Annotated in this window: 21 protein-coding genes and 1 pseudogene; 11 read left to right on the top strand and 11 right to left on the bottom strand. The window is 68.2% G+C overall.

What is annotated here, in order from left to right; genetic code table 11:
* Nucleotides 1-11: 11 nt before the first annotated feature.
* A pseudogene (locus A6A06_RS41670) lies at nt 12-815 on the bottom strand (FAD binding domain-containing protein); the annotation flags it as partial.
* Between the two features lie 279 nt (nt 816-1,094).
* Between A6A06_RS41670 and A6A06_RS43910 the strand changes: the two are divergent.
* Complete coding sequence (locus A6A06_RS43910; RefSeq protein ID WP_079194012.1) at nt 1,095-1,517, top strand: helix-turn-helix domain-containing protein; 423 nt, start codon at nt 1,095-1,097, stop codon at nt 1,515-1,517.
* On the opposite strand, the gene A6A06_RS14585 is transcribed toward A6A06_RS43910, so the two are convergent.
* Nucleotides 1,507-2,130, bottom strand: a complete 624-nt coding sequence (locus A6A06_RS14585) for a phospholipase domain-containing protein (RefSeq protein ID WP_199930867.1) — start codon at nt 2,128-2,130, stop codon at nt 1,507-1,509. The genes A6A06_RS43910 and A6A06_RS14585 overlap by 11 nt on opposite strands.
* A 631-nt stretch (nt 2,131-2,761) precedes the next feature.
* Between A6A06_RS14585 and A6A06_RS14580 the strand changes: the two genes are divergently transcribed.
* The 6 genes from A6A06_RS14580 to A6A06_RS14555 all read left to right on the top strand — a co-directional run bounded on the left by A6A06_RS14580 (nt 2,762) and on the right by A6A06_RS14555 (nt 6,562).
* Entirely contained in the window at nt 2,762-3,070 is a 309-nt protein-coding gene (locus A6A06_RS14580; protein ID WP_073761620.1) for a hypothetical protein, read from the top strand.
* Nucleotides 3,051-3,569: a DUF6879 family protein gene (locus tag A6A06_RS14575; RefSeq protein ID WP_338015900.1), complete on the top strand. Its 519-nt coding sequence runs from the start codon at nt 3,051-3,053 to the stop codon at nt 3,567-3,569. Before A6A06_RS14580 ends, A6A06_RS14575 begins: the two co-directional genes overlap by 20 nt.
* A gap of 12 nt (nt 3,570-3,581) precedes the next feature.
* Nucleotides 3,582-4,430 carry a helix-turn-helix domain-containing protein gene (locus tag A6A06_RS14570; RefSeq protein WP_073761618.1) on the top strand — a complete coding sequence of 283 codons (849 nt, stop codon included), beginning with the start codon at nt 3,582-3,584 and terminating at the stop codon, nt 4,428-4,430.
* A 371-nt stretch (nt 4,431-4,801) separates the two neighbouring features.
* Nucleotides 4,802-4,996, top strand: coding sequence for a hypothetical protein (locus A6A06_RS14565; protein ID WP_073761617.1), 195 nt, complete (start codon nt 4,802-4,804; stop codon nt 4,994-4,996).
* A gap of 337 nt (nt 4,997-5,333) precedes the next feature.
* On the top strand, nt 5,334-5,816 hold the full coding sequence (locus tag A6A06_RS14560) for a hypothetical protein (RefSeq protein WP_073761616.1): 483 nt from the start codon (nt 5,334-5,336) through the stop codon (nt 5,814-5,816).
* An 83-nt stretch (nt 5,817-5,899) separates the two neighbouring features.
* Nucleotides 5,900-6,562: a class I SAM-dependent methyltransferase gene (locus A6A06_RS14555; RefSeq protein WP_073761615.1), complete on the top strand. Its 663-nt coding sequence runs from the start codon at nt 5,900-5,902 to the stop codon at nt 6,560-6,562.
* A 154-nt stretch (nt 6,563-6,716) separates the two neighbouring features.
* Here A6A06_RS14555 and A6A06_RS41665 read toward each other — a convergent pair whose 3' ends face one another.
* From A6A06_RS41665 to A6A06_RS14545, 3 genes are all read right to left on the bottom strand, one after another.
* The gene (locus A6A06_RS41665) at nt 6,717-6,869 is read right to left on the bottom strand and encodes a hypothetical protein (protein ID WP_199930866.1); all 153 of its coding nucleotides are present in this window, start codon (nt 6,867-6,869) and stop codon (nt 6,717-6,719) included.
* Between the two features lie 258 nt (nt 6,870-7,127).
* On the bottom strand, nt 7,128-7,553 hold the full coding sequence (locus A6A06_RS14550) for a hypothetical protein (protein WP_073761614.1): 426 nt from the start codon (nt 7,551-7,553) through the stop codon (nt 7,128-7,130).
* Between the two features lie 303 nt (nt 7,554-7,856).
* Complete coding sequence (locus tag A6A06_RS14545; protein ID WP_073761613.1) at nt 7,857-8,432, bottom strand: TetR/AcrR family transcriptional regulator; 576 nt, start codon at nt 8,430-8,432, stop codon at nt 7,857-7,859.
* A 191-nt stretch (nt 8,433-8,623) separates the two neighbouring features.
* Between A6A06_RS14545 and A6A06_RS14540 the strand changes: the two genes are divergently transcribed.
* Together A6A06_RS14540 and A6A06_RS14535 are read left to right on the top strand one after the other, a co-directional pair.
* Nucleotides 8,624-10,114, top strand: a complete 1,491-nt coding sequence (locus tag A6A06_RS14540; protein WP_073761612.1) for an MFS transporter — start codon at nt 8,624-8,626, stop codon at nt 10,112-10,114.
* Nucleotides 10,115-10,196: 82 nt separating this feature from the next.
* Nucleotides 10,197-11,093, top strand: coding sequence for an SDR family oxidoreductase (locus A6A06_RS14535; RefSeq protein ID WP_073761611.1), 897 nt, complete (start codon nt 10,197-10,199; stop codon nt 11,091-11,093).
* Nucleotides 11,094-11,206: 113 nt separating this feature from the next.
* Here the strand turns inward: A6A06_RS14535 and A6A06_RS14530 are convergent, their stop codons facing one another.
* Nucleotides 11,207-11,758, bottom strand: a complete 552-nt coding sequence (locus A6A06_RS14530) for a hypothetical protein (protein ID WP_073762154.1) — start codon at nt 11,756-11,758, stop codon at nt 11,207-11,209.
* A 154-nt stretch (nt 11,759-11,912) separates the two neighbouring features.
* Between A6A06_RS14530 and A6A06_RS14525 the strand changes: the two genes are divergently transcribed.
* Nucleotides 11,913-12,161 (top strand): hypothetical protein, encoded by a 249-nt coding sequence (locus tag A6A06_RS14525; RefSeq protein ID WP_053811092.1) that lies wholly within the window; start codon nt 11,913-11,915, stop codon nt 12,159-12,161.
* Between the two features lie 9 nt (nt 12,162-12,170).
* Nucleotides 12,171-12,446 carry a hypothetical protein gene (locus A6A06_RS14520; RefSeq protein WP_073761610.1) on the top strand — a complete coding sequence of 92 codons (276 nt, stop codon included), beginning with the start codon at nt 12,171-12,173 and terminating at the stop codon, nt 12,444-12,446.
* A 104-nt stretch (nt 12,447-12,550) separates the two neighbouring features.
* Here A6A06_RS14520 and A6A06_RS14515 read toward each other — a convergent pair whose 3' ends face one another.
* From A6A06_RS14515 to A6A06_RS14495, 5 genes are all read right to left on the bottom strand, one after another.
* Nucleotides 12,551-13,294: a hypothetical protein gene (locus tag A6A06_RS14515; protein WP_073761609.1), complete on the bottom strand. Its 744-nt coding sequence runs from the start codon at nt 13,292-13,294 to the stop codon at nt 12,551-12,553.
* A 167-nt stretch (nt 13,295-13,461) separates the two neighbouring features.
* Nucleotides 13,462-14,160 carry a M15 family metallopeptidase gene (locus A6A06_RS14510; protein WP_073761608.1) on the bottom strand — a complete coding sequence of 233 codons (699 nt, stop codon included), beginning with the start codon at nt 14,158-14,160 and terminating at the stop codon, nt 13,462-13,464.
* Entirely contained in the window at nt 14,144-14,584 is a 441-nt protein-coding gene (locus tag A6A06_RS14505) for a hypothetical protein (RefSeq protein ID WP_079194010.1), read from the bottom strand. Before A6A06_RS14505 ends, A6A06_RS14510 begins: the two co-directional genes overlap by 17 nt.
* 18 nt (nt 14,585-14,602) lie before the next feature.
* Nucleotides 14,603-17,050, bottom strand: coding sequence for a glycoside hydrolase domain-containing protein (locus A6A06_RS14500; protein ID WP_073761607.1), 2,448 nt, complete (start codon nt 17,048-17,050; stop codon nt 14,603-14,605).
* Nucleotides 17,051-17,159: 109 nt separating this feature from the next.
* Complete coding sequence (locus A6A06_RS14495) at nt 17,160-18,149, bottom strand: 2OG-Fe(II) oxygenase family protein (protein ID WP_073761606.1); 990 nt, start codon at nt 18,147-18,149, stop codon at nt 17,160-17,162.
* Between the last annotated feature and the right edge of the window lie 39 nt (nt 18,150-18,188).

Raw genomic sequence — 18,188 nt, 5'->3', positions numbered from 1 at the left:
GGCTGTCGCGCCATCTCCCGCCGGATCTCCTCCCCCATCCGATACGTCATGTGCCGCCGCCACTCCGGCAGCCCGTGGACGTCGTCGAACCAGCTGCCGTCCGGCACGGCCCGCCCGATCGCCGCCCGCAGCACGGAGGCGTCCGGCGGTCCGGGAAAGCGCAGCCGTACCGGCCGTACGGTGGAAGCGGTGATCGTCAGGGTGAACGCCCCGTCCACCGGGTCGAGCGTCCCGATCAGCAGCGCGGCCGAGCGGCCGAGCCCGTGCAGCGACGTCTGCCGGAACGCCGTACGGCAATCCAGCGCGCGGGCGGGCAGAGTGACCGAGCGCAGCAGCTCGCCCTCGGCCAGCGCGTTGCGCCCGGCCCCGGTGACGAGGTCCGGGACCGGCAGCAGCCGGGTGGTCCCGTCCCGGGCCAGCAGCAGACAGGTGCCGTCCAGCGCCGCGGCGAGGGAGATCATCGGGCCTGCGGGCAGCGCGCGGCACAGGTTCCCGCCGACGGTGGCCGTGTTCCAGATCTTGAACGAGGACTGGAAGGCGCGGCAGCACTGCTCGAAGAGCGGTCCCGCGGACCGCCCGTCGCCCTGCCCCCAGCGGGACACCTCGGCGACGGTGCACGTCGCCGCGATCTCCAGGGCGCCGTCCGGCAGCCGCCGCACCGGCTCCCAGCCCGTCCGGCCCAGGTCCAGCAGGCGCCGCAGCCGGGGCTGGGGCTCGGAGAAGAGGTACGTGCCACCGGCGAGCCAGGCGTCACCCGGCCGCCACCGCGGCTGCTCCCGGGCGTCCCGGACCTCCCGCACCGTGTTCAGGTCCATGGACCGAGTGAAGCAAGCGCGGCCCTCCGGCAGCCGGTGCAACGCACGGACCCCGGCCCCGTGTCCCGCCCCGTCACCCTTCCCGCCGCCCCTCCCGCTGCCTCCCTCGGCCTCGCCTCGACCTCGCCTCGGCCTCCGATTTCCCCGCCCTGGCATCAGCGCGACTACCGCCCCGATTCACCTGGCATTTACGATGCGATTCCGCGCTCTCACCTGGCGAGTGCGCACGGCCATGCCCCGGGTCGGCTGCCCGGGACGGACGGTACGAGGAGCACCCCCATGCCGCACACCCCCTCACCCGCCACCCCCTCACCCGCCACCCTCGAACAGCTGCTGGCCGCCGTACCCGCCGACGTACGCGCCGTCTTCAGCGCCCGCACCCTGCACCCGCTGCTCCCCGCGCACGACAAAACCGGCACCCTGCTGCACACCCTGGAGGTCTTCCTCCGCCACGACGCCTCGTGGTCCCGTACCGCCGCCGCTCTCCACCTCCACGTCAACACGGTCCGCTACCGCGTCCAGCGCATAGAACACCTCACCGGCCGCGACCTCACCCGCCTGCGCCACCGCCTCGATCTGCGCGCCGCTCTCCTGTGCCACGCGGAAACGACCCGCGCGGAAGCGGCCCACGCGGAAGCGGCCCAGGAGAGCGGCGGCGCGGCGGCGGACGGCGCGCCCGCGCGCGGCCCGCTCAGCCGGTGACGCTCTCCGCACCGTTCTCGATGTGCCCCATCAGGCGCCGGTGGCAGACGGCCGCCGTGCCGGGGCCGGCGGTCAGCGTCAGGTCGTACCAGCCGTGCTGCGCCTCGGTGTCCCAGGAGACGGTGGTCTCCTCGCCCGGCTTGAGGGTGTGGGACCGGGTTCCGGCGTGCTCTCCGGTGGGTCCGAAGTCGAAGGAGACCGGCGCCGTGCCCGGGTTGTGCACGGTGAGGGACAGCTCGCGGTGCGGTTCCGCCGCGATCTGTGAGCGCACCCGGAGGCCGGCGCCCGCGCTCCCGGGCCGCCCGCCGAACTCGCGGCGGAAACCGTTCGGGCCGATGACCGTGAACGCGTACTCCTCGCCCGCGAGGGCGAACACCACCTCGTCGGTGCCCCGGACATCGAAGTGCTCCGGGTGGTCGTAGTACCGCACCTCGTCGACAGGGCGGACGCCCTTGTAGGGATAGAGCGTCAGATGGGCGCTGGCCGCGCCGCTGTTGGCCAGCGTCAGCGGGAAGCGGCCGTCGTCGCCGAGCGCCCCGTGGGCGTCCGGCTGGTACGGCAGCGGCCGGGCACGCCGCAGCCCCCACGGCACGGCCCGCTGGTTGCCTGTCACATACCTGCGCTCTGTCCCCGGTTTTGCTGGCTGAGAATGGGGGCGTTCGCCAGGTCGTGAAGTTGGAACAGGTTCTCGCTGCCTGGCAGATCCGCCCCGCCGCAATGATTGAGTGCACTCGCGAGCGGCACTTGCGCCAATAGCCCTTGCGCGGAACCACTCCCGTTCGACGTATACCCGCGTGGCTTCGCGTGTGTGTCGTGATTGGCACATGCGTTGTTGAACGACGGAGAGGCGATGACGATGATGCCGCCTGCTGCTGCGGGGGTGGCTGTGGCGAGTCCGCTCCCCATGGCGGCGGCCGTCAACGCGAGCGCTGTGACTGTCCTATGAGTAATCATGTCCCGCGAACGATGATCAGCGCGTTAGGTCACGGACCAACCGATCACTCTGGGGCGCCCGTCGGCCTCACGGTCCGTGATCGCGATCCGAGATCCCGTTCCGGCGCCTTCGGATCGAAGGCTCTCCCCCGCCGACTTGGACCCTGGCCGGGGCAATCTGCATAGGGGGACGGGGGGTTACCCGCCCATGGATCCGCAGGCCACAACGCGGCATGGGCCCCCTTGACGTGATCAGCCAACCGGGCGACGCTCGTGCACACTGGTGCAACCCACTGGCGGAGGAGCGAACATTGTCGTTTCAATTCCTGGGCATCTGGCCCAACACGCCGGACGACGGATCACCCACCATCTGGCTGGACGACACGACTGGGGATCTGGTCATCCAGTCTTGGAAGGCTGACGAGCCGACCGTCCGCGCAGTCCGAGAGATCGGTTCGGTTCCGGGGCACTCCACCGATGTGCCGGACCACGAGACAGTGATCCGGCTCCCTGCCAACATGCTCCAGTTCATCCCCCGCCCGAAGGAGGCAGGCCGCGTGGCGGGGGCAGCCGATGCCAACGACAACAGCGAGGACGACGGTGGCAACAGCGGTACGTGAAGCACTCGCAAAGGCGCAACGATCAGCGATGCACCTTGAGATGCGGGACAGCTACATGCGGGATGACCCGGAGTTCATCCGCTGGCTGGAGGGACACCGGTACGACCCGGACGACCGCGAGTCGTGGTGGCGCTCATGGCTGGACGTGGTGGCCGCGACCACCGGTCGAGGGGTCCACATGCGCCGCCTACGCATCGTCTCGGAGCCGCTGAGCGACTACGTGCGTTACGAGTACGACGGCACCTTTACGAACGTCGTAGCAGGCGAAGACGTGCGCTGGTTGCCTCGCTCGAACGCGCTTGGCCTCTTGCTCCCCGCGCTGGACGGTTGGGTCATGGACGAGGAAACCGTGATCCTGCACCACTTCAGCGGAGACGGCCAGTGGGCTGGTCCGCGCATGGAAGTCCACCGTGATCCGGAGCTGGCCAAGCAGTATGCGACGGCGTACGAAGCGGCATGGGAGCGGGCCATCCCCCACGCTGATTACCGGCCTGCCTGACGATCGCGCACCATGGCTCTTTCTGCTTCGTCCAGTGCACAGCAGGCCCGGCAGGCTCTTGCGGATCGCCTCGCGGAACTCTGCCGGGATGCCGGCCTGTCCGGACTCGACCTTGCCGAGCGCTGCGAGTGGAGCCGTTCCAAGACGTCCCGGATCATGAACGCTCGTACGCCCCCGTCCGCTGACGACATCCGGGCGTGGTGCAAGGCGTGTGGGGCCGAAGAGCAGACCGAAGACCTGGTTGCCATGCTCCGGACCGCTGAAGGCATGTGGGTCGGTTGGCGACGCATGGAACGCTCGGGATTGAAGCGCGCCCAACAGGTCCGGCTACCGCTGTATCAGCGCACCCGCCGCTTTCGGTCCTATTCCTCTTGGCTCGTGCCCGGCATGATCCAGACTCGCGCCTACACCGAAGCGGTATTGCGGGCAGTCCAGCGCCGGAGAGTCGAAGTCGATGATGTCGCCGACGCGGTTGCCGTCCGGATGGAACGCCAACGCGTCCTCCACGAAGGAGATCGGCAGTTCGCCTTTCTTGTAGAGGAATCGGTCCTGCGCAACGGTCCCGGCGAGCCGGAGGTCCTTGTCGGTCAGCTCGGACACTTGCTTACCGTCGGGTCACTGCCCAATGTCAGCATGGGCGTAGTACCCATGAGGCCCGGACGCATCCGTATGCCCGCCGAAGGCTTTTGGATCTACGACACGGCACAGGTCAACGTCGAACTGATTTCGGGCTACCTAACGATCACCCAGCCCAGCGAAGTGGGCATGTACGCCGACGCGTTCGCTGAATTGGCGGACCATGCTGTCTACGGCGCCAAGGCTCGGGAGCTGATCACAGCGGCCTTGGATGCTCTCGGCTGATTGCTGTGCAACCTCGTGCAACTCAGTAGGTGGAGAGACACCGGCCTCCCTAGCGTGCTGGACACCGGACGACGTGAGGGCGGTGTCACGCATGGCGAACGATCAACCCCACACATCGGCGCGCGACGCCGTAACTCCCCTGGACTCGCACATGGTTCACTGGGATTTGCGGCGTCTGCGCCCGGATGGGGCCCCCGGCCGGCTGCCCCTACCTCGTCGCGCTACAAAGGGAGTTACGGCCTGCATGCCGCTCCCACGCGGGCGCTCCTGGCGAGCGTCCGGTCCAAGGCCGCGTACTGTCGCATCCTCATCGGTCGGCACCCCGACCACGACCGCTCCACGAGCGCCCCCAACGAGCGCGAGGCTGCACGGTGATCCCCTTCGGCGTCACCGTCGGAGACGACGTTTTCACCGTCCACAAGTTCCTCGTGGTCGGCGACGAGAAGTACCTCCCTCTCTGCGGCGCCGAGAAGGACATTGACGAGACCACCGCCTGGCGTCGCGCCGTGAACTGCGAAGCGTGCCTCCGCCTCCCAGACCTCGGCCCGGAGGGCGACTGCGCCTAAGTCATGCCTGTGCCACGCACAGAAGCGCGCCCCCCGCAGCGCCATCGTGACCAAGGACCGCCGCGCGACCGAAGACCAGAAGATCAAGCGGGCCGAACTGGTGGAACGGGTGCGTGAACGCATCACCGGCAAGCCGACAATCGGCTATCCACAGACACCCGCCCTCTTGCCCCGTGCCGCGCCAGGCCCCCTGCCGAAGCGGCGGGACTCGGCAAGGAAGCGGGCACCACCCCGCTCCGGCGGGCAGCACACCCCCACCCAGCCGGACGCCGTGAAGCGGAGGCGGCCGGGCGGGTCGCAAGCGCAGTGCACTACTCCGACGACAGGAGAACGCACGATGAGCACAGCAGTCCAGACGCGGACCCGTGACCCGCGCGTGGTCCTCAACGCCGTTCAGGCGCGCGTGCCCTATCTCGTGGAAGACGTGGGTGTAACTGATCTGTGGGAGCGGGAGGTGGCGCTCTTGTTGCGTGACAGCGTGGCCGTGCGCAGCCTCGCCGAACGCATCCTCGGACAGGGCATCGCGTACCTGATCACAGCCATGGAGTCACCCGGCGTGGACATGGGCGTCGGCCAGACCGTGGACGTGGGCGTCCATCAGCTCATCCTCGACACTCCGCTCTACTTCGCACTGTGCGACGAGTACAACGGTGGGCGGTACAAACACCATGCTCCGCTGGTAGAGCGCCGCCGGGACGGCACCGTGATGCGCACGGCGGAGATCATCCGTAAGAACGGGTTCACCGTCGATGACGAGTTGTGGGAGGTGGACGCGTCCGACTGCTCACCGTGTGACAACAAGGTGCCCGACAGCCACTGACACGGCACTAGGCTGCCCTCGCCCCCAGGCCCTGAACCAGGGCGGGGGCACCCTCTTGCCCATCACGACACAGAGGAACCCCGTTGCCCGTACCGCACGACATCGACAGTGAACGCGAACTCTGGGACACCTACGCCGAGAGCACCCAGGACAAGGTGTTCGACGCTGACCCCGTTCTCTGCTGGACGCAGTACGCCGGGCACGGCCCCGGCCCTGAGCTACTGGGCGACCCCGCGACGGCCCTGGAACTGGGATGCGGTACCGGGCGGGCGCTGGCCTACCTCGCACAGCGGGGCGTGAAGACGACCGGCGTGGATCTCTCGCCCGTGATGGTCGCCAACACCACCGAACGGTGGGGGCCGCTGGGGGCACGGTTCGTCTGCGCCGAAGCGCTGGACTACCTGAGCAGCAGCACGGAGACGTACGACGCCGTTTACTCGATCTTCGGGGCCGCCTGGTTCACGGACCCGGCAAGGCTGCTGCCACTGGCCGCCGAGAGGCTGAATCCGGGCGGGGTCCTGGCGTTCTCCCATCCCCCGGCCATCCCCGGCGCGTACGGCCCACAGGGCATGTACAAGGGCGGTTTCGCGGGGCCCGCGATGTTCACCTACCGCTACAGCTACACGCCCGAACAGTGGACGGACATGCTCCTGACGGCCGGATTCAAAGCCCCCGAAGTACGGGTGATCGGCGCCCCAACGCCCGGCCACATCGGGACCCTGATCGCTCGCGCTGAGCCGGCCTAGGCTGTTACAGGAGGCTTCAACCGTCCAACGAACGGTTTTCCTGCATCAGGAATACGGCTTGCAGGCCGCCGCTCCGGGGACCGCGCCGCAGGGCCTGGAGTACGGAGGCCGGAAGGTGCGAACGGTATGCCGACGACATACGGCACTCTCCCTCTCACTCGTTGTGGTACGTCAGGAAGATGTGGTCGCCGCCCGCTCCGGCGTTCAGGTCCGTACCGGCGTTGAGGTCCGCGTCGAGCAGCGTCCAGCCCGCGGGCGTCGGCGCGTCGCCCTCCAGGACGGTCAGATCGGTGACGAGTGGCGTCACGGTCACTCTCCCATGCACTCGGCCGAGGGGCGCGAGGGGTTGGAACTTGCCGTACGGAGGTGGGTCTTCACGTACGGAGGTGGGTCCTTCCCGTACGGAGGTGGGTCTTCACGTACGGAGGTGCGTCCTTCACGTACGCACGCGGGGCACGTACGCGGATACGTGCGCACGCGGCGAAGGGCGGAACGGCAGACCGCCGCCCCGCCCCGCCGCCCGCTTCCGGCGCTACCGTCCGGATCGGATGCGATGCCGTCCGGATCAGATGTGCAGCAGGTACACGTACTTGCCGCCCGCGCCCGCGTTGAGGTCCTTGTCGTAGCGCTCCCAAGGCTTCGGCGGCTGGTAGTCGCGGTTGTCGGTGAGCGCGACGTCCAGCGAGTTGACCGGGGAGCCCTGGTCGGGGCTGCGGGTGTAGGCGGCGTAGATGAACTCGCCGCCCGCGCCGGCGTTCAGGTCCTTGTTGAGCTTGCGGTAGCCGTGCGGGGGCTCGTCGCTCTTGCTCAGGAAGATGATGTCGGTGATGGGGCCGAACGCGGCGTTGGGCGCGGCCTGCTTGCTGTCGGTCTCGAAGGCGAAGTACAGGTAGCTTCCGCCCGCGCCGGCGTTCAGGTCCTTGCTGATCTTGGTCCAGCCCTCGGGCTCCTGCTCGTCCCCTTCGAGGACCATGAGGTTGATGACAGCCATTGCGTCCGTTCCTTTCCCGTCGGCGTACTGAGAAGAGGCGGGCTCACGCTATGGCTGTCATCTCGGGACCACATCATGCGCAACCGGCCAGCGGAGCGTTCGAGTCGGCATCCGGTCACGGCCCGGCTGAGCTGCCGACCGTACGGTTCATCCGGCAAGCAGACTCGAACATCCGAGCGGGGCGACAGGTGGTCCCCTGTCCGGTTCCACCGCCGCGGCCCCCTCGCTTCACCCTGGCCCCCCGCGGGAACGCGGACGACCCGAATGGCACCGGCGGGGACCGGCCGGACCGGGCGCCCGGTATCAGCGAACGCCGAGGACGCGCAGGAACTCCCTGGCCAGCTGCCGGGTGTCCACGCTTTCCGCGCTGCGCCCCGACAGGATGTGGAAGAAGGGCGGACCGATGAGGAACGCCGTCGCCTGTTCGACCGACAGCGCGCTGTCGCTCGCGTCGAGTGCCGGTCCGACGACTCGCGCCGCGCTCTCGCCGAGGATGTCCCTTGAGGACAGCAGGGCCGCGACGACCTTGTCGTGCTGGGCCTCTCCGATGAGCGCCCGGTAAGCGGCTCCGGCGTGGGAGTTCACGAGGAACTCCACGAACGCGTCCAGATAGGCCGCGAGATCCTCGGACGGGTCGTCGGTCAGGGGCACCGCGAGTTCCTGCTGCGCGTCGATGGCGCTGGCCTCGTAGAGGATCTCCGCCTTGCTCGACCACCACCGGTAGACGGTCTGCCGCCCCACTCCGGCCCGCTCCGCGATGCCCTTCATGGTCAGCGCCGCGTATCCGATCTCGACGAGCAGATCGTCGGCCGCGTTCAGGACCGCCCTACGGGCGCGCTCACTACGGGGCCGCCCACTGCGGCCGTGTTCCTCCACCATGACACCACCATAACGAGTCACCGTGTCTCGCATGTGCTACGTTTTACGAGACATCGTGACTCGTAAGTGCCGCAGCCCGCGGCGCAGCACCGGTCACCTCCGTCCTGGCGCGGCAAACCGCCTGAAGTCGGCCCGCGCACCGGGCCCCGCCACCCGCCCCTCCCGAAAGCATCCGAAAGGGAGCACAACCCATGGTCTCCACGCTGGAACGCCCCGTGAGCCAGGCGCAACGGCCTGGCCTGGTGCTCGCCGGCATGAGCGTGTGCACCGCCCTGGTCGTCGGATTCGTCGCCGCGATCAACCTCGCCGTACCGAAGCTGGCAGCGAGCCCGCTGCATCCGACATCGTCCGGCCTGCTGTGGATCGTCGACGCCTACGTCGTCGTCTTCGCCTGCCTGGTCATCCCCGCCGGGGCCGCCGGTGACAAGTTCGGCCGTAAGGGCACCCTCCTGGCAGGGCTGGGCATCTTCGCGGCCGGCGCCGCCCTCTCGGCCGTGGCACCGAACGTGCCCGTCATGCTCATCGGGCGCGCCGTCACCGGCCTGGGGGCGGCGTGCGTGCTCCCCAACTGCGTCGGCATCCTCATCCACGCCACAACGCCACAGCGCCGCCCGCACGCGCTGGCGGTGTGGGCCGCGGCGTCCGGCATCGGCGGCGTCGTCGGCAACGTCGGCGGCGGCGCCCTGCTGAGCCTGGGCCCCTACCCCGTCCTGTTCGCGGCGGTCGCGCTGGTCGCCGTCTGCTGCCTCGCGTGGGTGGCGCTCTGCGCGCCGCTCAGCGCACGCCACGCCCGCAGTCTCGACCTGCCGGGTACGGTGCTGTTCGTCGCCGCCGTCATCGCCCTGCTGACCGGCATCATCCAAGGGCCCGAACAGGGCTGGACCAGCACGGTCGTCCTGGCTGCCTTCGCCTGCGCCCTCGTGCTCGGCCTCGCCTGGGTCCTGGTCGAACTCCGCGTGCCCCACCCCATGCTCGACCCCCGGCTGTTCCGCAACCCGCTGCTCAGCAGCGCCTGCGTCGGCATGACCGTCCTGTTCTTCGGAAGCTTCGGCCTCTTCTACGTCAACGCCTCACTGCTCCAGTACGGCCGCGGGTTCTCCGTCCTGCAGGCGGGCCTCGGCATCATCCCGCTGACCCTGCCGCTCCTGGTGGGCACCCGCTACGTCCCCGGGCTCATCCGCCGCGCCGGTCTGCCCGTAACCCTCGCGGCAGCCTTCCTCCTCACCGGCGCGGGCCTGTTCGGGCTGTCCTTCGCCACGGCCGCGCCCTACCCCGTCTACGCGGCGGCACTGTTCGTCATCGGCCTCGGCGTCATGCTCGCCGGGCCGTGCCTGACCGCGGAGATCGCCGCGAGCCTGCCCGTCGAACAGGCCGGAATCGCCGGCGGACTGCAGTCCGCGACCCGGGAACTGGGCAGCGCGCTGGGAGTCGCCGTCGTCGGCACCATCCTCACCGCCGGCTTCACCCATGACCTGCCGGCCGCTCTGAGCCACCACGCCCCCGTTCCCCACACCGTGGCGGAAGCACTGGCCCTGGCCCCGGCCGAACACAGCACGATCACCGAGGCGTTCACCAGCGGCGCAGGAGCCGCCCTGCGCGTGGCCGCGCTGCTCACCCTGCTCGCCGGAACGCTCGCCGTAGCGGGAACCACACGCGACCGACGAGACACGGCAGCGGGGTAGGCGGACACCCCTCCCCCGCACCTCATCCACCTCCCTCTCCCCCCACCTATACCCACACAACAACAATCCGGAGATCACACACATGCGTACTTTTGTCACTGGAGCGACCGGCTGGATCGGCTCCGCCATCGTGGACGAGCTGATGTCCGCGGGCCACCAGGTCATCGGGCTCGCCCGGTCGGACGAGGCCGAGCAGACTCTGACGTCCAAGGGGGCCGGCGTCCTCCGCGGCGACCTGGACGACCTGGACTCCCTGCGCCGGGGCGCCGCACAGGCCGACGCGGTCGTCCACATGGCCAACAAGCACGACTGGGGCAACCCGGCCGAGTCCGACCGCTCCGAGCGCGCCTCGGTACAGGCCCTCGCCGAAACGCTGGTCGGCACCGACCGCCCGTTCCTCGTCGCCGCGCCCATCTCCGGTCTCGTCCAGGGCCGCTCCGCCACGGAAACCGACGTTTCCCCGGCCGTCGGCCCGCACTCGAACCGGGGCGGCAGCGAGAACCTCGCACTGGACTACGTCCCCCAGGGCGTGCGGACGATGATCACCCGCTTCGCGCCGAGCGTCCACGGCCCCGGCGACTGGGGCTTCGTCAACTTCCTCGTCGCCGCCGCCCGCAAGCAGGGCGTCTCCGGCTACATAGGGGACGGCTCCACCACCTGGTCGGCGGTGCACCGCGACGACGCGGCCCGGCTCATCCGCCTCGGCCTGGAGAAGGCCCCCGCCGGTACACGGCTGCACGCCATCACCGAGGAGGCCGTCACCACCAAGTCGATCGCGGAAGCCATCGGCCGCCACCTCGGCCTCCCGGTCGCCTCGATCGCCCCGGAGGACGCCGCCGCGCACTTCGGCTTCGTCGCCGGCTTCTTCGCCACCACCATGACCGCCACCAGCGACCTGACCCGCCAGGCCCTCGCCTGGACCCCCACCGGACCGACCCTGATCGAGGACATCGAGACCGGCGCGTACACCACCGCCTGACCACCGTCCGATGCGGCGCGGGCCCCGGCGTCATGACGACGCAGCCGCACAGCGAAACGGCGCCGCCCGGCAGACCCTCACCGGTCTGCCGGGCGGCGCCGTTCGTCCGCTCCTCACCGGGAATCCGTGATCCCCAGATCGACACGCATGACGTGGCGCATGCTCCACAGGGGGTCCCACAGCTTGTCCATGCCCTCCCGGGCGACGCCCAGGTCCTCTCCCCGCTGCGCGGTGCCTCCGTCGAGGCGCTTCAGCAGGCCGTAGAGATCGCCGAGATGACGGTTCGCCGTGCTGGCCGCCGTCGCCACGGCGTCGGGCAGCACCATCTGGGCCTCGGCGTGACGCAGGCGGTGCTCACGGCGTGCCCGCTCCAGGTCCGACCGCAGCTCCCCGGTCATCCCGCCGCTCTCCAGGGCATGGAGAACCTGCTGCATCACGTTGGCCAAGTCGCGCGTACCGGCGCTGAGGGCGGCGTAGCACGTGCGCCGCGCCTCGAACCGAGCCTGACGCGTGGCGTACTCCCGCTCGTCCCGCTGAAGTTGCCTGGTGTGTTCCAGCTCGCGGGCCCTGGCGCGCTCGGCACCGCGCTGTGTGATCACGGCGGCCGCGAGCGTGCCGCCGATACCCAGGACCGCGATCACGATCTGGCTGATTGAGCTGTTCACGCTGCCCACCCCGACCCGTGCGGAAACCTGATGGAAAATGTGCGCAAGGGAAACGATTCACCACAGAAAACACCGCCCTTGGCGTGGATTACCCACCCATCACGGGTAAGCAGACTGGCGAGTATAGGAAAATTCGAGAATCACGGGAGTCCCCATGGCTGGTCCTTTTCGCCTGGCCCCACAGGAAGTGCAGGCACACATCCCCACCTGGGCCTTCGGCAGGCAGACCAAGGTGATCGTCGACTGCAAGGCCGATGGCAACTTCGAGATGACAGCCGGTGGTTCGTCCACCGAGGTCAACGCACTCAGGGTGGGCCGAAATGAGTTCGAGCGCTCGTTCGGCGGCGTCGAACTGGCTGTCAAAAATCTGACCCTCGAAGACATCACCGTGACGACGGAATAGCCGCACGCCATGCCGTGGACGTTCGATAAGAGCCGAATGGAAGTCGTCGGTCAGCTCACCAATTCCGAGCAGGAAAAGTTCGACATCTTCCAGAACGCTATCCAGAGCGAGGGGCTCCACCCCGCCCAGGCGGCCGCGAGGGCCGGAGACACGAACTACAAGAGGTTGCAGGGCGATCAGTTCCAGATCCGCCTGAGCCAGGGTTCACGCGCCACCTTCCTGGTCCTGGACGACGGAGGAGGCAACGGAAGGGTCGAGATGCTCCAACTCGCCGGCCATACGTAACGGGCCCCGGGAGCCCGTGCAAGGCTTCGCCCCTGCCCGGAGTCAGGGCAGGGGCTGCGGCCGAGGAGGGCGGGCATCCACTCAATGCGCTTACTCGTGTGCGCTTACTCGTGTGCGCTAATCACTCCGCCGCTGCTGAGCACGATGTATACGCCGTTGGCGTCGAGCCCGGCGTCGTGCTGATTCGCCTCGACCGTTCCGTACACCGCGTTGTCCCTGCCGAGGATCTGCGCGCGGTACCGGAGTTCGCCGGTCTTCGTGACCTTGGCCGTCCAACCCCCCGCCAGCTTGAAGGTGCCCGGACCGGTGTGTCCCCCGCCCATCCAGGAGTGGACCTTTCCGCCCAGTGTGAGCACGACGAACATGTCGTTGGCGTCGAGCCCGGCGTCGTGCCCGTTCGTCTCCATCGTGGCCAGGACATCGCCGCGGGCGACGATCTTGGCACGGTAGCGCTGCTCACCGAGCTGGTAGATCTCGGCCTTGCTGATGCCGTCCGCCAGGGGCGTGGTGCGGACCGGGGTTGCCGCCTTGCCTCCCCGGGCGGCGTTCGGGCTGCCCAGCTGCTTGCCCGCAGCGCCCGTCTTGGTCTCGGGCTTCGCCTCGGGCTTCGTGTCGGCCTTCGCGCCGGAGCCACCCTGGGCATCGGCGCTCTGCTCTCCGGTGGCGGAGCCCGCACTCTCGGGGTCCGCGGCGGCCACACCCGAATCCGCCCGGTTCGCAGCCTTCGTACCGGCCGCCTCCGACCCGGAACAGGCGGTCAGGGTCAGGCCGGCGGCCGCGACCAGGCTGGCGGCGGCAACCCGCAGCGTACGGCGACGGGCGGTGCGGACGGTGGCGCTGGAGCTCATTTCGGGTCCCCCAGGAACAGTGGGTGTCGTTGTCTTCTCGGTACGACACCCACTCTGTCCAAGGCCCTTGGCGAAACGCTGCCGCTCCGCTAACACCCGGCTAACGCCCTCGCCTCCCGGTGCGAGCGGCCGGTGTCAGCGGCGACGGCGCGCAGCTTCAGCCGCGACTACCCGGCCCGGCGGGCGAAGGCCCGTGCCTGGGCCTGGCGCTCCGGGTCGAATGCGTCCGTCGCCCCGGCCCCCTCGCCCCCGGAACCGCTGTTCCATGTCTGGATCCTGCGCGCGAGAGCGTCCACTTCGGGATGTCCCGGCTGGTACGCGATCTCGAAGTGCGACTCCTTCGGCGTGCCGAAGTCGCCGCCCCACGCCACCACGCCGTCGAGCTCCGCCAGGATGTCGCGGACGACGACCAGCTCACGCGGGTACAGGCCGCCCTTCACCCCCACCGGATAGGCGCGAGGCCGGATCGCTATGGCGGTGCCGGACAGGTGGTTGGACTCGTATCGCTGGAGGATGTCGCGTGACCGGGTGTGGCCCTGTACGTCGCCTTCGCGGAGGCCGTCGATCTCGTAGTGGAACCGGCGTGCCACATGCAGCAGGATCACCGCCGCGGGGCCGGTGGCGAGCCGGACCGACCGGCCGGAGCCTTCGATCCCGAAGCTCTCGGCGTGGTCCAGGACCGGCCACCCGTTCGCCGATCTCGTTCCGTTCCAGGCTCTGCTCCGAGGGCTGTCCGCGGCTTGTGCCGTGCCCGCTTGTGCCGTGGCGGCTTGTGCGGTGCCGGGCAGAACCGGTGCCAGGGCCGCGGCGGCACCCAGCCCGGCACCGGCGGCCAGGACCCGGCGGCGGTCAATGAGCTTCCTCATGCCTCTTCCTTCGGACTGTCACCGACCGCACCGCTCCGCACAGGGCGACGACGGTGCAGACGGTGAGAACGCCAACAGTTGGATTCACCCAGGCAGGTACGAGGTCGTACTGCGCGTTGCAGTGGTTGTGCAGCGGGAACACGTTCCACAGGCCGTCACCGTGCCGCTCCCGGTAGGAGGGGTCGTACACGGTGTGGTGCGCGAACCGGCAGATCTTTTCCGTGTTCAGCCCGCCGGACAACGCCCCCCGGAGCCACACCAGCACATCGGCGAAGAACAGTGCCGACGTGACGTGCACCCACCACCGTGGCCGCCGCCACACCCCGGTGACCGCCCACTTCACCGCGACGATCGCGCTCCAGACACTCCACACACACCATGCGGCGATCACGATCACCGCAAGCAGCACCACCAGTTGTTTCACGCCCTGTACTCCCGGCCGTCAGTTCTCCTGTGCGCGTAGAGCCGCGCGGGAACGGGCCGCCCGCAGATACTTCTCGTGGTTCGCCCGGTACACGGACGCGGACCGGGTCTCCATCCCCAAACGCCGCACAATGGCGTCCACGAAGCCCTGCTCGAACGAGTCCAGCTTCGCCGACCCGCCCGGCAGATTCTGCAGCACCGTCGGAAGCATCGCACCGGCCAGCGCGATGAGTTGCTTCCGTCCGAGGCCCAGGGTGATATTAGACGCGGTGAGCACGTTGTGGGCAGCGTACTTGCAGTTCTCGGCCGTTCCCCACCGGCCCGCGAAGAAGTTGTTGAACCGGCGCAGTCCCCCGCCGTTGTTGTAGTGCTCCTTCACGGCCTCGACGATGGTTTTCTTCCCGTCGCGCACGGCGCGCGCGATGAGGTAGCCGTCGGCGTCCTCGATCAGGTCGCTGAAACCGAACGACGACGCCACACCGGGAACGGCCAGTTTCGCGTCGCAGAACGCCTTCCCGGACGCGTACTGCTCCTCCGAGTTGCGCCAGTCCGCGTAGAACGTCATCAGGTCGCCGCCCCAGCCCGCGACATCGCCGCCGTTGGCGCTCTTCTGCTGGGAGTCCTGCGGTGTGAGGAAGTGCCCGTTGGCGGTGGCCATCATGTGCTCGGCGCCCAGGTTGTAGCCGGTGAAGGGGTCCTTGAACTCCTTCATGATGGTCATGCCCCTGGAGTTGGCGAACGTGACGAAGTCCTCGTCGTAGCCGCCGATCAGGAACCACCAGCCCAGCTCGTTCTGCCAGTCCTTGTTGCCGTATTCGGCGTGCCGGATGTACTCCATGACGAGCTGCGAGGGGCTGCGGTCGGAGGATTTGTAGTCGACCGCGACGCCGTACAGTTTCTCGATGTACGCGATGAAACCGTCGGCCGGCCCGGTCGGGACGTTGACGCTGTCGGAGCCGGGGTCGCTCCCCACCCGCCACACGTCGCGGTCGAGGTCGAAGACGTCGGAACCGTTGGTGGCCTTGAACTCCTTGATCTGGTTGAACGCCCAGTTCGTGGGCAAGGTGAAGCCGAGATTTCCGGAGAATCCCCAGGACATTCCGGACACGAACGAGTAGCGGGCGAACGTCTTGTTGGTGACGTTCGTGCACACATTGCGCGATCCGTAGACGCCGTGGACGTACTTCTTGCCCTGACTGGCGAGTCCGGCGGACACGCCCTGGAAGTAGGGCACCATCGCCGAGTCGATTTCCTGCTGGGTGGCGTCGTAGTCGACGGCGAAGTAGATGACGGTTCCGCGGTTGAAGCCGTATTCCGAGGCGAGTTTATGGGCGTTCAGCGCATGCTGGTAGCCGTGGGTGTAGCTGAAGTCGGCGAGTTCGCGGGCGTTGTCCTGGTAGATCGGGAAGACCTTGAGCTTGTTGTCGAAGATGGTCTTCAGCTCGCCGGGCTTGATCTCCTTGTCGAGTTTTGAACCCGGCGGGTCGTACAGGTACCGCCCCACGATGCGGTATCCGTTGGCGTACATCCACTTCGCCCGCGAAGCGGTGATCTCGAACCGGGTGTCCGAGCCGCTGGCCGGGCGGTCCGCGTCCCCCATGGACACCAGCAGCTGCGCCCACGTGGTGTAGTCACCGCGGCCGTAGGACGGGGCGCCGTCGCCGGAGATCTGCGAGAACCTCTGGAACGCCTTGACGTATTGCGCGAGCGCGTCGTCGTAGGTGCCGCGCTGGCCGGTGCGGTAGTCACCGATCGGTTCGTTGAACACGCAGGCCGCGGAGAACAGTTCGACGAATACGCCCGAGTCGCCGGGGCCGACGTTCTTGTTCCGCAGCCCGGCCTGGGTGCCGGGGCCGAAGACACCGTTCGGGGAGGCGATGCCCAGTTCGTACTGGATCGCGATCATCAGCGCCTTCTGCACGTCACGGGAGTAGATCCCGTCGCAGGGGCCGATGTTGTAGGCGCTCTTCTGCCAGTAACGCCCGTTGAGCCACCGCTGGATATCGCGGATCTTGTCCGTGCCTCCGGCGACGACCACGTAGGCGTCCATGTTGAGAATGCACTTGAAGATCGTGGCGCTGACCGTGCCGTCGCCTTCGGGTATGCCCATGTTGGAGCGGAGCTTCTTCACCGCTTCCCGCGTCACACCGGTGTACCAGCCGTAGCTGTCGGGTTCCACGGCCCAGTAGCCCTTGCAGAACAGGCCGCGTTCGAGAATCGCGACGATATTGCGGTTCTTGTCCCAGCCGAAGCCGATCTCGCCGAGGGCCTGCACCTTGGCCATGGTGGTGGGGCCGAAACCGGCGACCACGGGGCTGATGCCCAGCTCGTGCTGGAGGCCCATGATCAGGGAGTTCATGGTGCCCCAGCCCGTCCGGCCGTTCTCCGGGCACCGCTCGTAGCCCGCCACACTGCCGTACGTGGCGTTCACCCACTTCTGCGCGTCCAGCACCTTCTCGTCCGCCACGGCTGATCCCTGCCTCTCGGTACACGCGGCGTTCCCGCGCTTCCTTCTCCCGCGGCGCACTGCGGGAGAAGGAAGAATGAGCTGTATCCGGCCTTCTTGAGGTTCGCCCTCAGGTCTGGCCGTTCTTCACGATCAGTGCGCGCAGGCCGTGCTGAAGGTATTCGCCGTACGACATCGGCCGGTTCTTCACCTTCTCGGCCGCGCCCTCCGGCACGAACGGCTCGATGACACTGTGGTGTCCGGCGTTGAGGAAGAACGGCAGGGAGAGCCGCTCCGCGTTGACGAACTTCACGCGATGGTTCGGGGCCGGGAAGTAGTCGTTGGTGATGTGGCCCATGTACGTACCGCAGTTCACGAGGAAGTTCTCCTCGGACGTCGGCAGATCCTGCCAGCCGTCGACCGTTTCGACCTGGAGGTTCTGCACCTGGGTCTGGTAGAGCACGGTGATCATCGAGACGTCCAGGTGGTCCTCGAAGCTCAGCTTCGTGCCGTCCGCCCCCGTCTTGACCGGCGGGTAGTCCTCCAGGTAGGGGTAGCGGATCAGCGACACGGAAGAAAGGGTGTCGGCCTCGGCGAGCGCGGCGGCGAAGAAGTCCTCGGGCTTCCCCAGCGCCAGCGCGATCCCCCGCATGATCCCCGTGGAGAGCCGGAACATCTCCCGGTAATGCTTCTCGCAGAAGGGCCGGAAGCGGGCATGCCGGGTTTCGTCCGGCCAGATGTTCACCTCGTGCATCGGCGTCCCGGACTTGATCATCGGGTGGTCGTCGCCGAACGACGGGTTCAGGTAGCAGAAGGACTCGACCGCCTTCTTCCCCTTGCTCGCCATGTAGTAGCCGTTGCGCACGTGCGGGTTGTTCTTGTTGTAGGCGTGGATCGCCAGGTCGTATTTCTCCTGGTCGGTCATGTTCCGGTGGAACTCGTTGACCACGTCCTGCAGCAGCTGTACGTCTACGCCGTGGTTCGACGCGTAGAAGAAACCAGACCCGCGGCACGCCTTGTTGATCTCCTGCGCGACGCTCGACTTCGCCTCCGCGTCGTCTCCGAACAGCGGCGAGACGTCAATCGTCGGTACTTCTGCCGACGGCATCAAAATGGACATGAAACCTTCCAGGGACTCTGCACCCAGCGACAGCGCTGG

Source organism: Streptomyces sp. CB02923, from assembly GCF_001905005.1.
In the GTDB taxonomy this organism is placed as follows: Bacteria; Actinomycetota; Actinomycetes; order Streptomycetales; family Streptomycetaceae; genus Streptomyces.
This window is presented reverse-complemented; position numbering and strand designations above follow the sequence as displayed.

Bases quoted from the DNA above. Each gene is read 5' to 3' on its own strand.
- A6A06_RS14560 (WP_073761616.1), top strand. From the start codon at position 5,334: ATGAGCACAGCAGTCCAGACGCGGACCCGTGACCCGCGCGTGGTCCTC.
- A6A06_RS14515 (WP_073761609.1), bottom strand. From the start codon at position 13,294: ATGAGCTCCAGCGCCACCGTCCGCACCGCCCGTCGCCGTACGCTGCGG.
- A6A06_RS14495 (WP_073761606.1), bottom strand. From the start codon at position 18,149: ATGTCCATTTTGATGCCGTCGGCAGAAGTACCGACGATTGACGTCTCG.
- A6A06_RS14510 (WP_073761608.1), bottom strand. From the start codon at position 14,160: ATGAGGAAGCTCATTGACCGCCGCCGGGTCCTGGCCGCCGGTGCCGGG.
- A6A06_RS14550 (WP_073761614.1), bottom strand. From the start codon at position 7,553: ATGGCTGTCATCAACCTCATGGTCCTCGAAGGGGACGAGCAGGAGCCC.
- A6A06_RS14545 (WP_073761613.1), bottom strand. From the start codon at position 8,432: ATGGTGGAGGAACACGGCCGCAGTGGGCGGCCCCGTAGTGAGCGCGCC.
- A6A06_RS43910 (WP_079194012.1), top strand. From the start codon at position 1,095: ATGCCGCACACCCCCTCACCCGCCACCCCCTCACCCGCCACCCTCGAA.
- A6A06_RS14525 (WP_053811092.1), top strand. From the start codon at position 11,913: ATGGCTGGTCCTTTTCGCCTGGCCCCACAGGAAGTGCAGGCACACATC.
- A6A06_RS14535 (WP_073761611.1), top strand. From the start codon at position 10,197: ATGCGTACTTTTGTCACTGGAGCGACCGGCTGGATCGGCTCCGCCATC.
- A6A06_RS14520 (WP_073761610.1), top strand. From the start codon at position 12,171: ATGCCGTGGACGTTCGATAAGAGCCGAATGGAAGTCGTCGGTCAGCTC.
- A6A06_RS14570 (WP_073761618.1), top strand. From the start codon at position 3,582: ATGGCTCTTTCTGCTTCGTCCAGTGCACAGCAGGCCCGGCAGGCTCTT.
- A6A06_RS14540 (WP_073761612.1), top strand. From the start codon at position 8,624: ATGGTCTCCACGCTGGAACGCCCCGTGAGCCAGGCGCAACGGCCTGGC.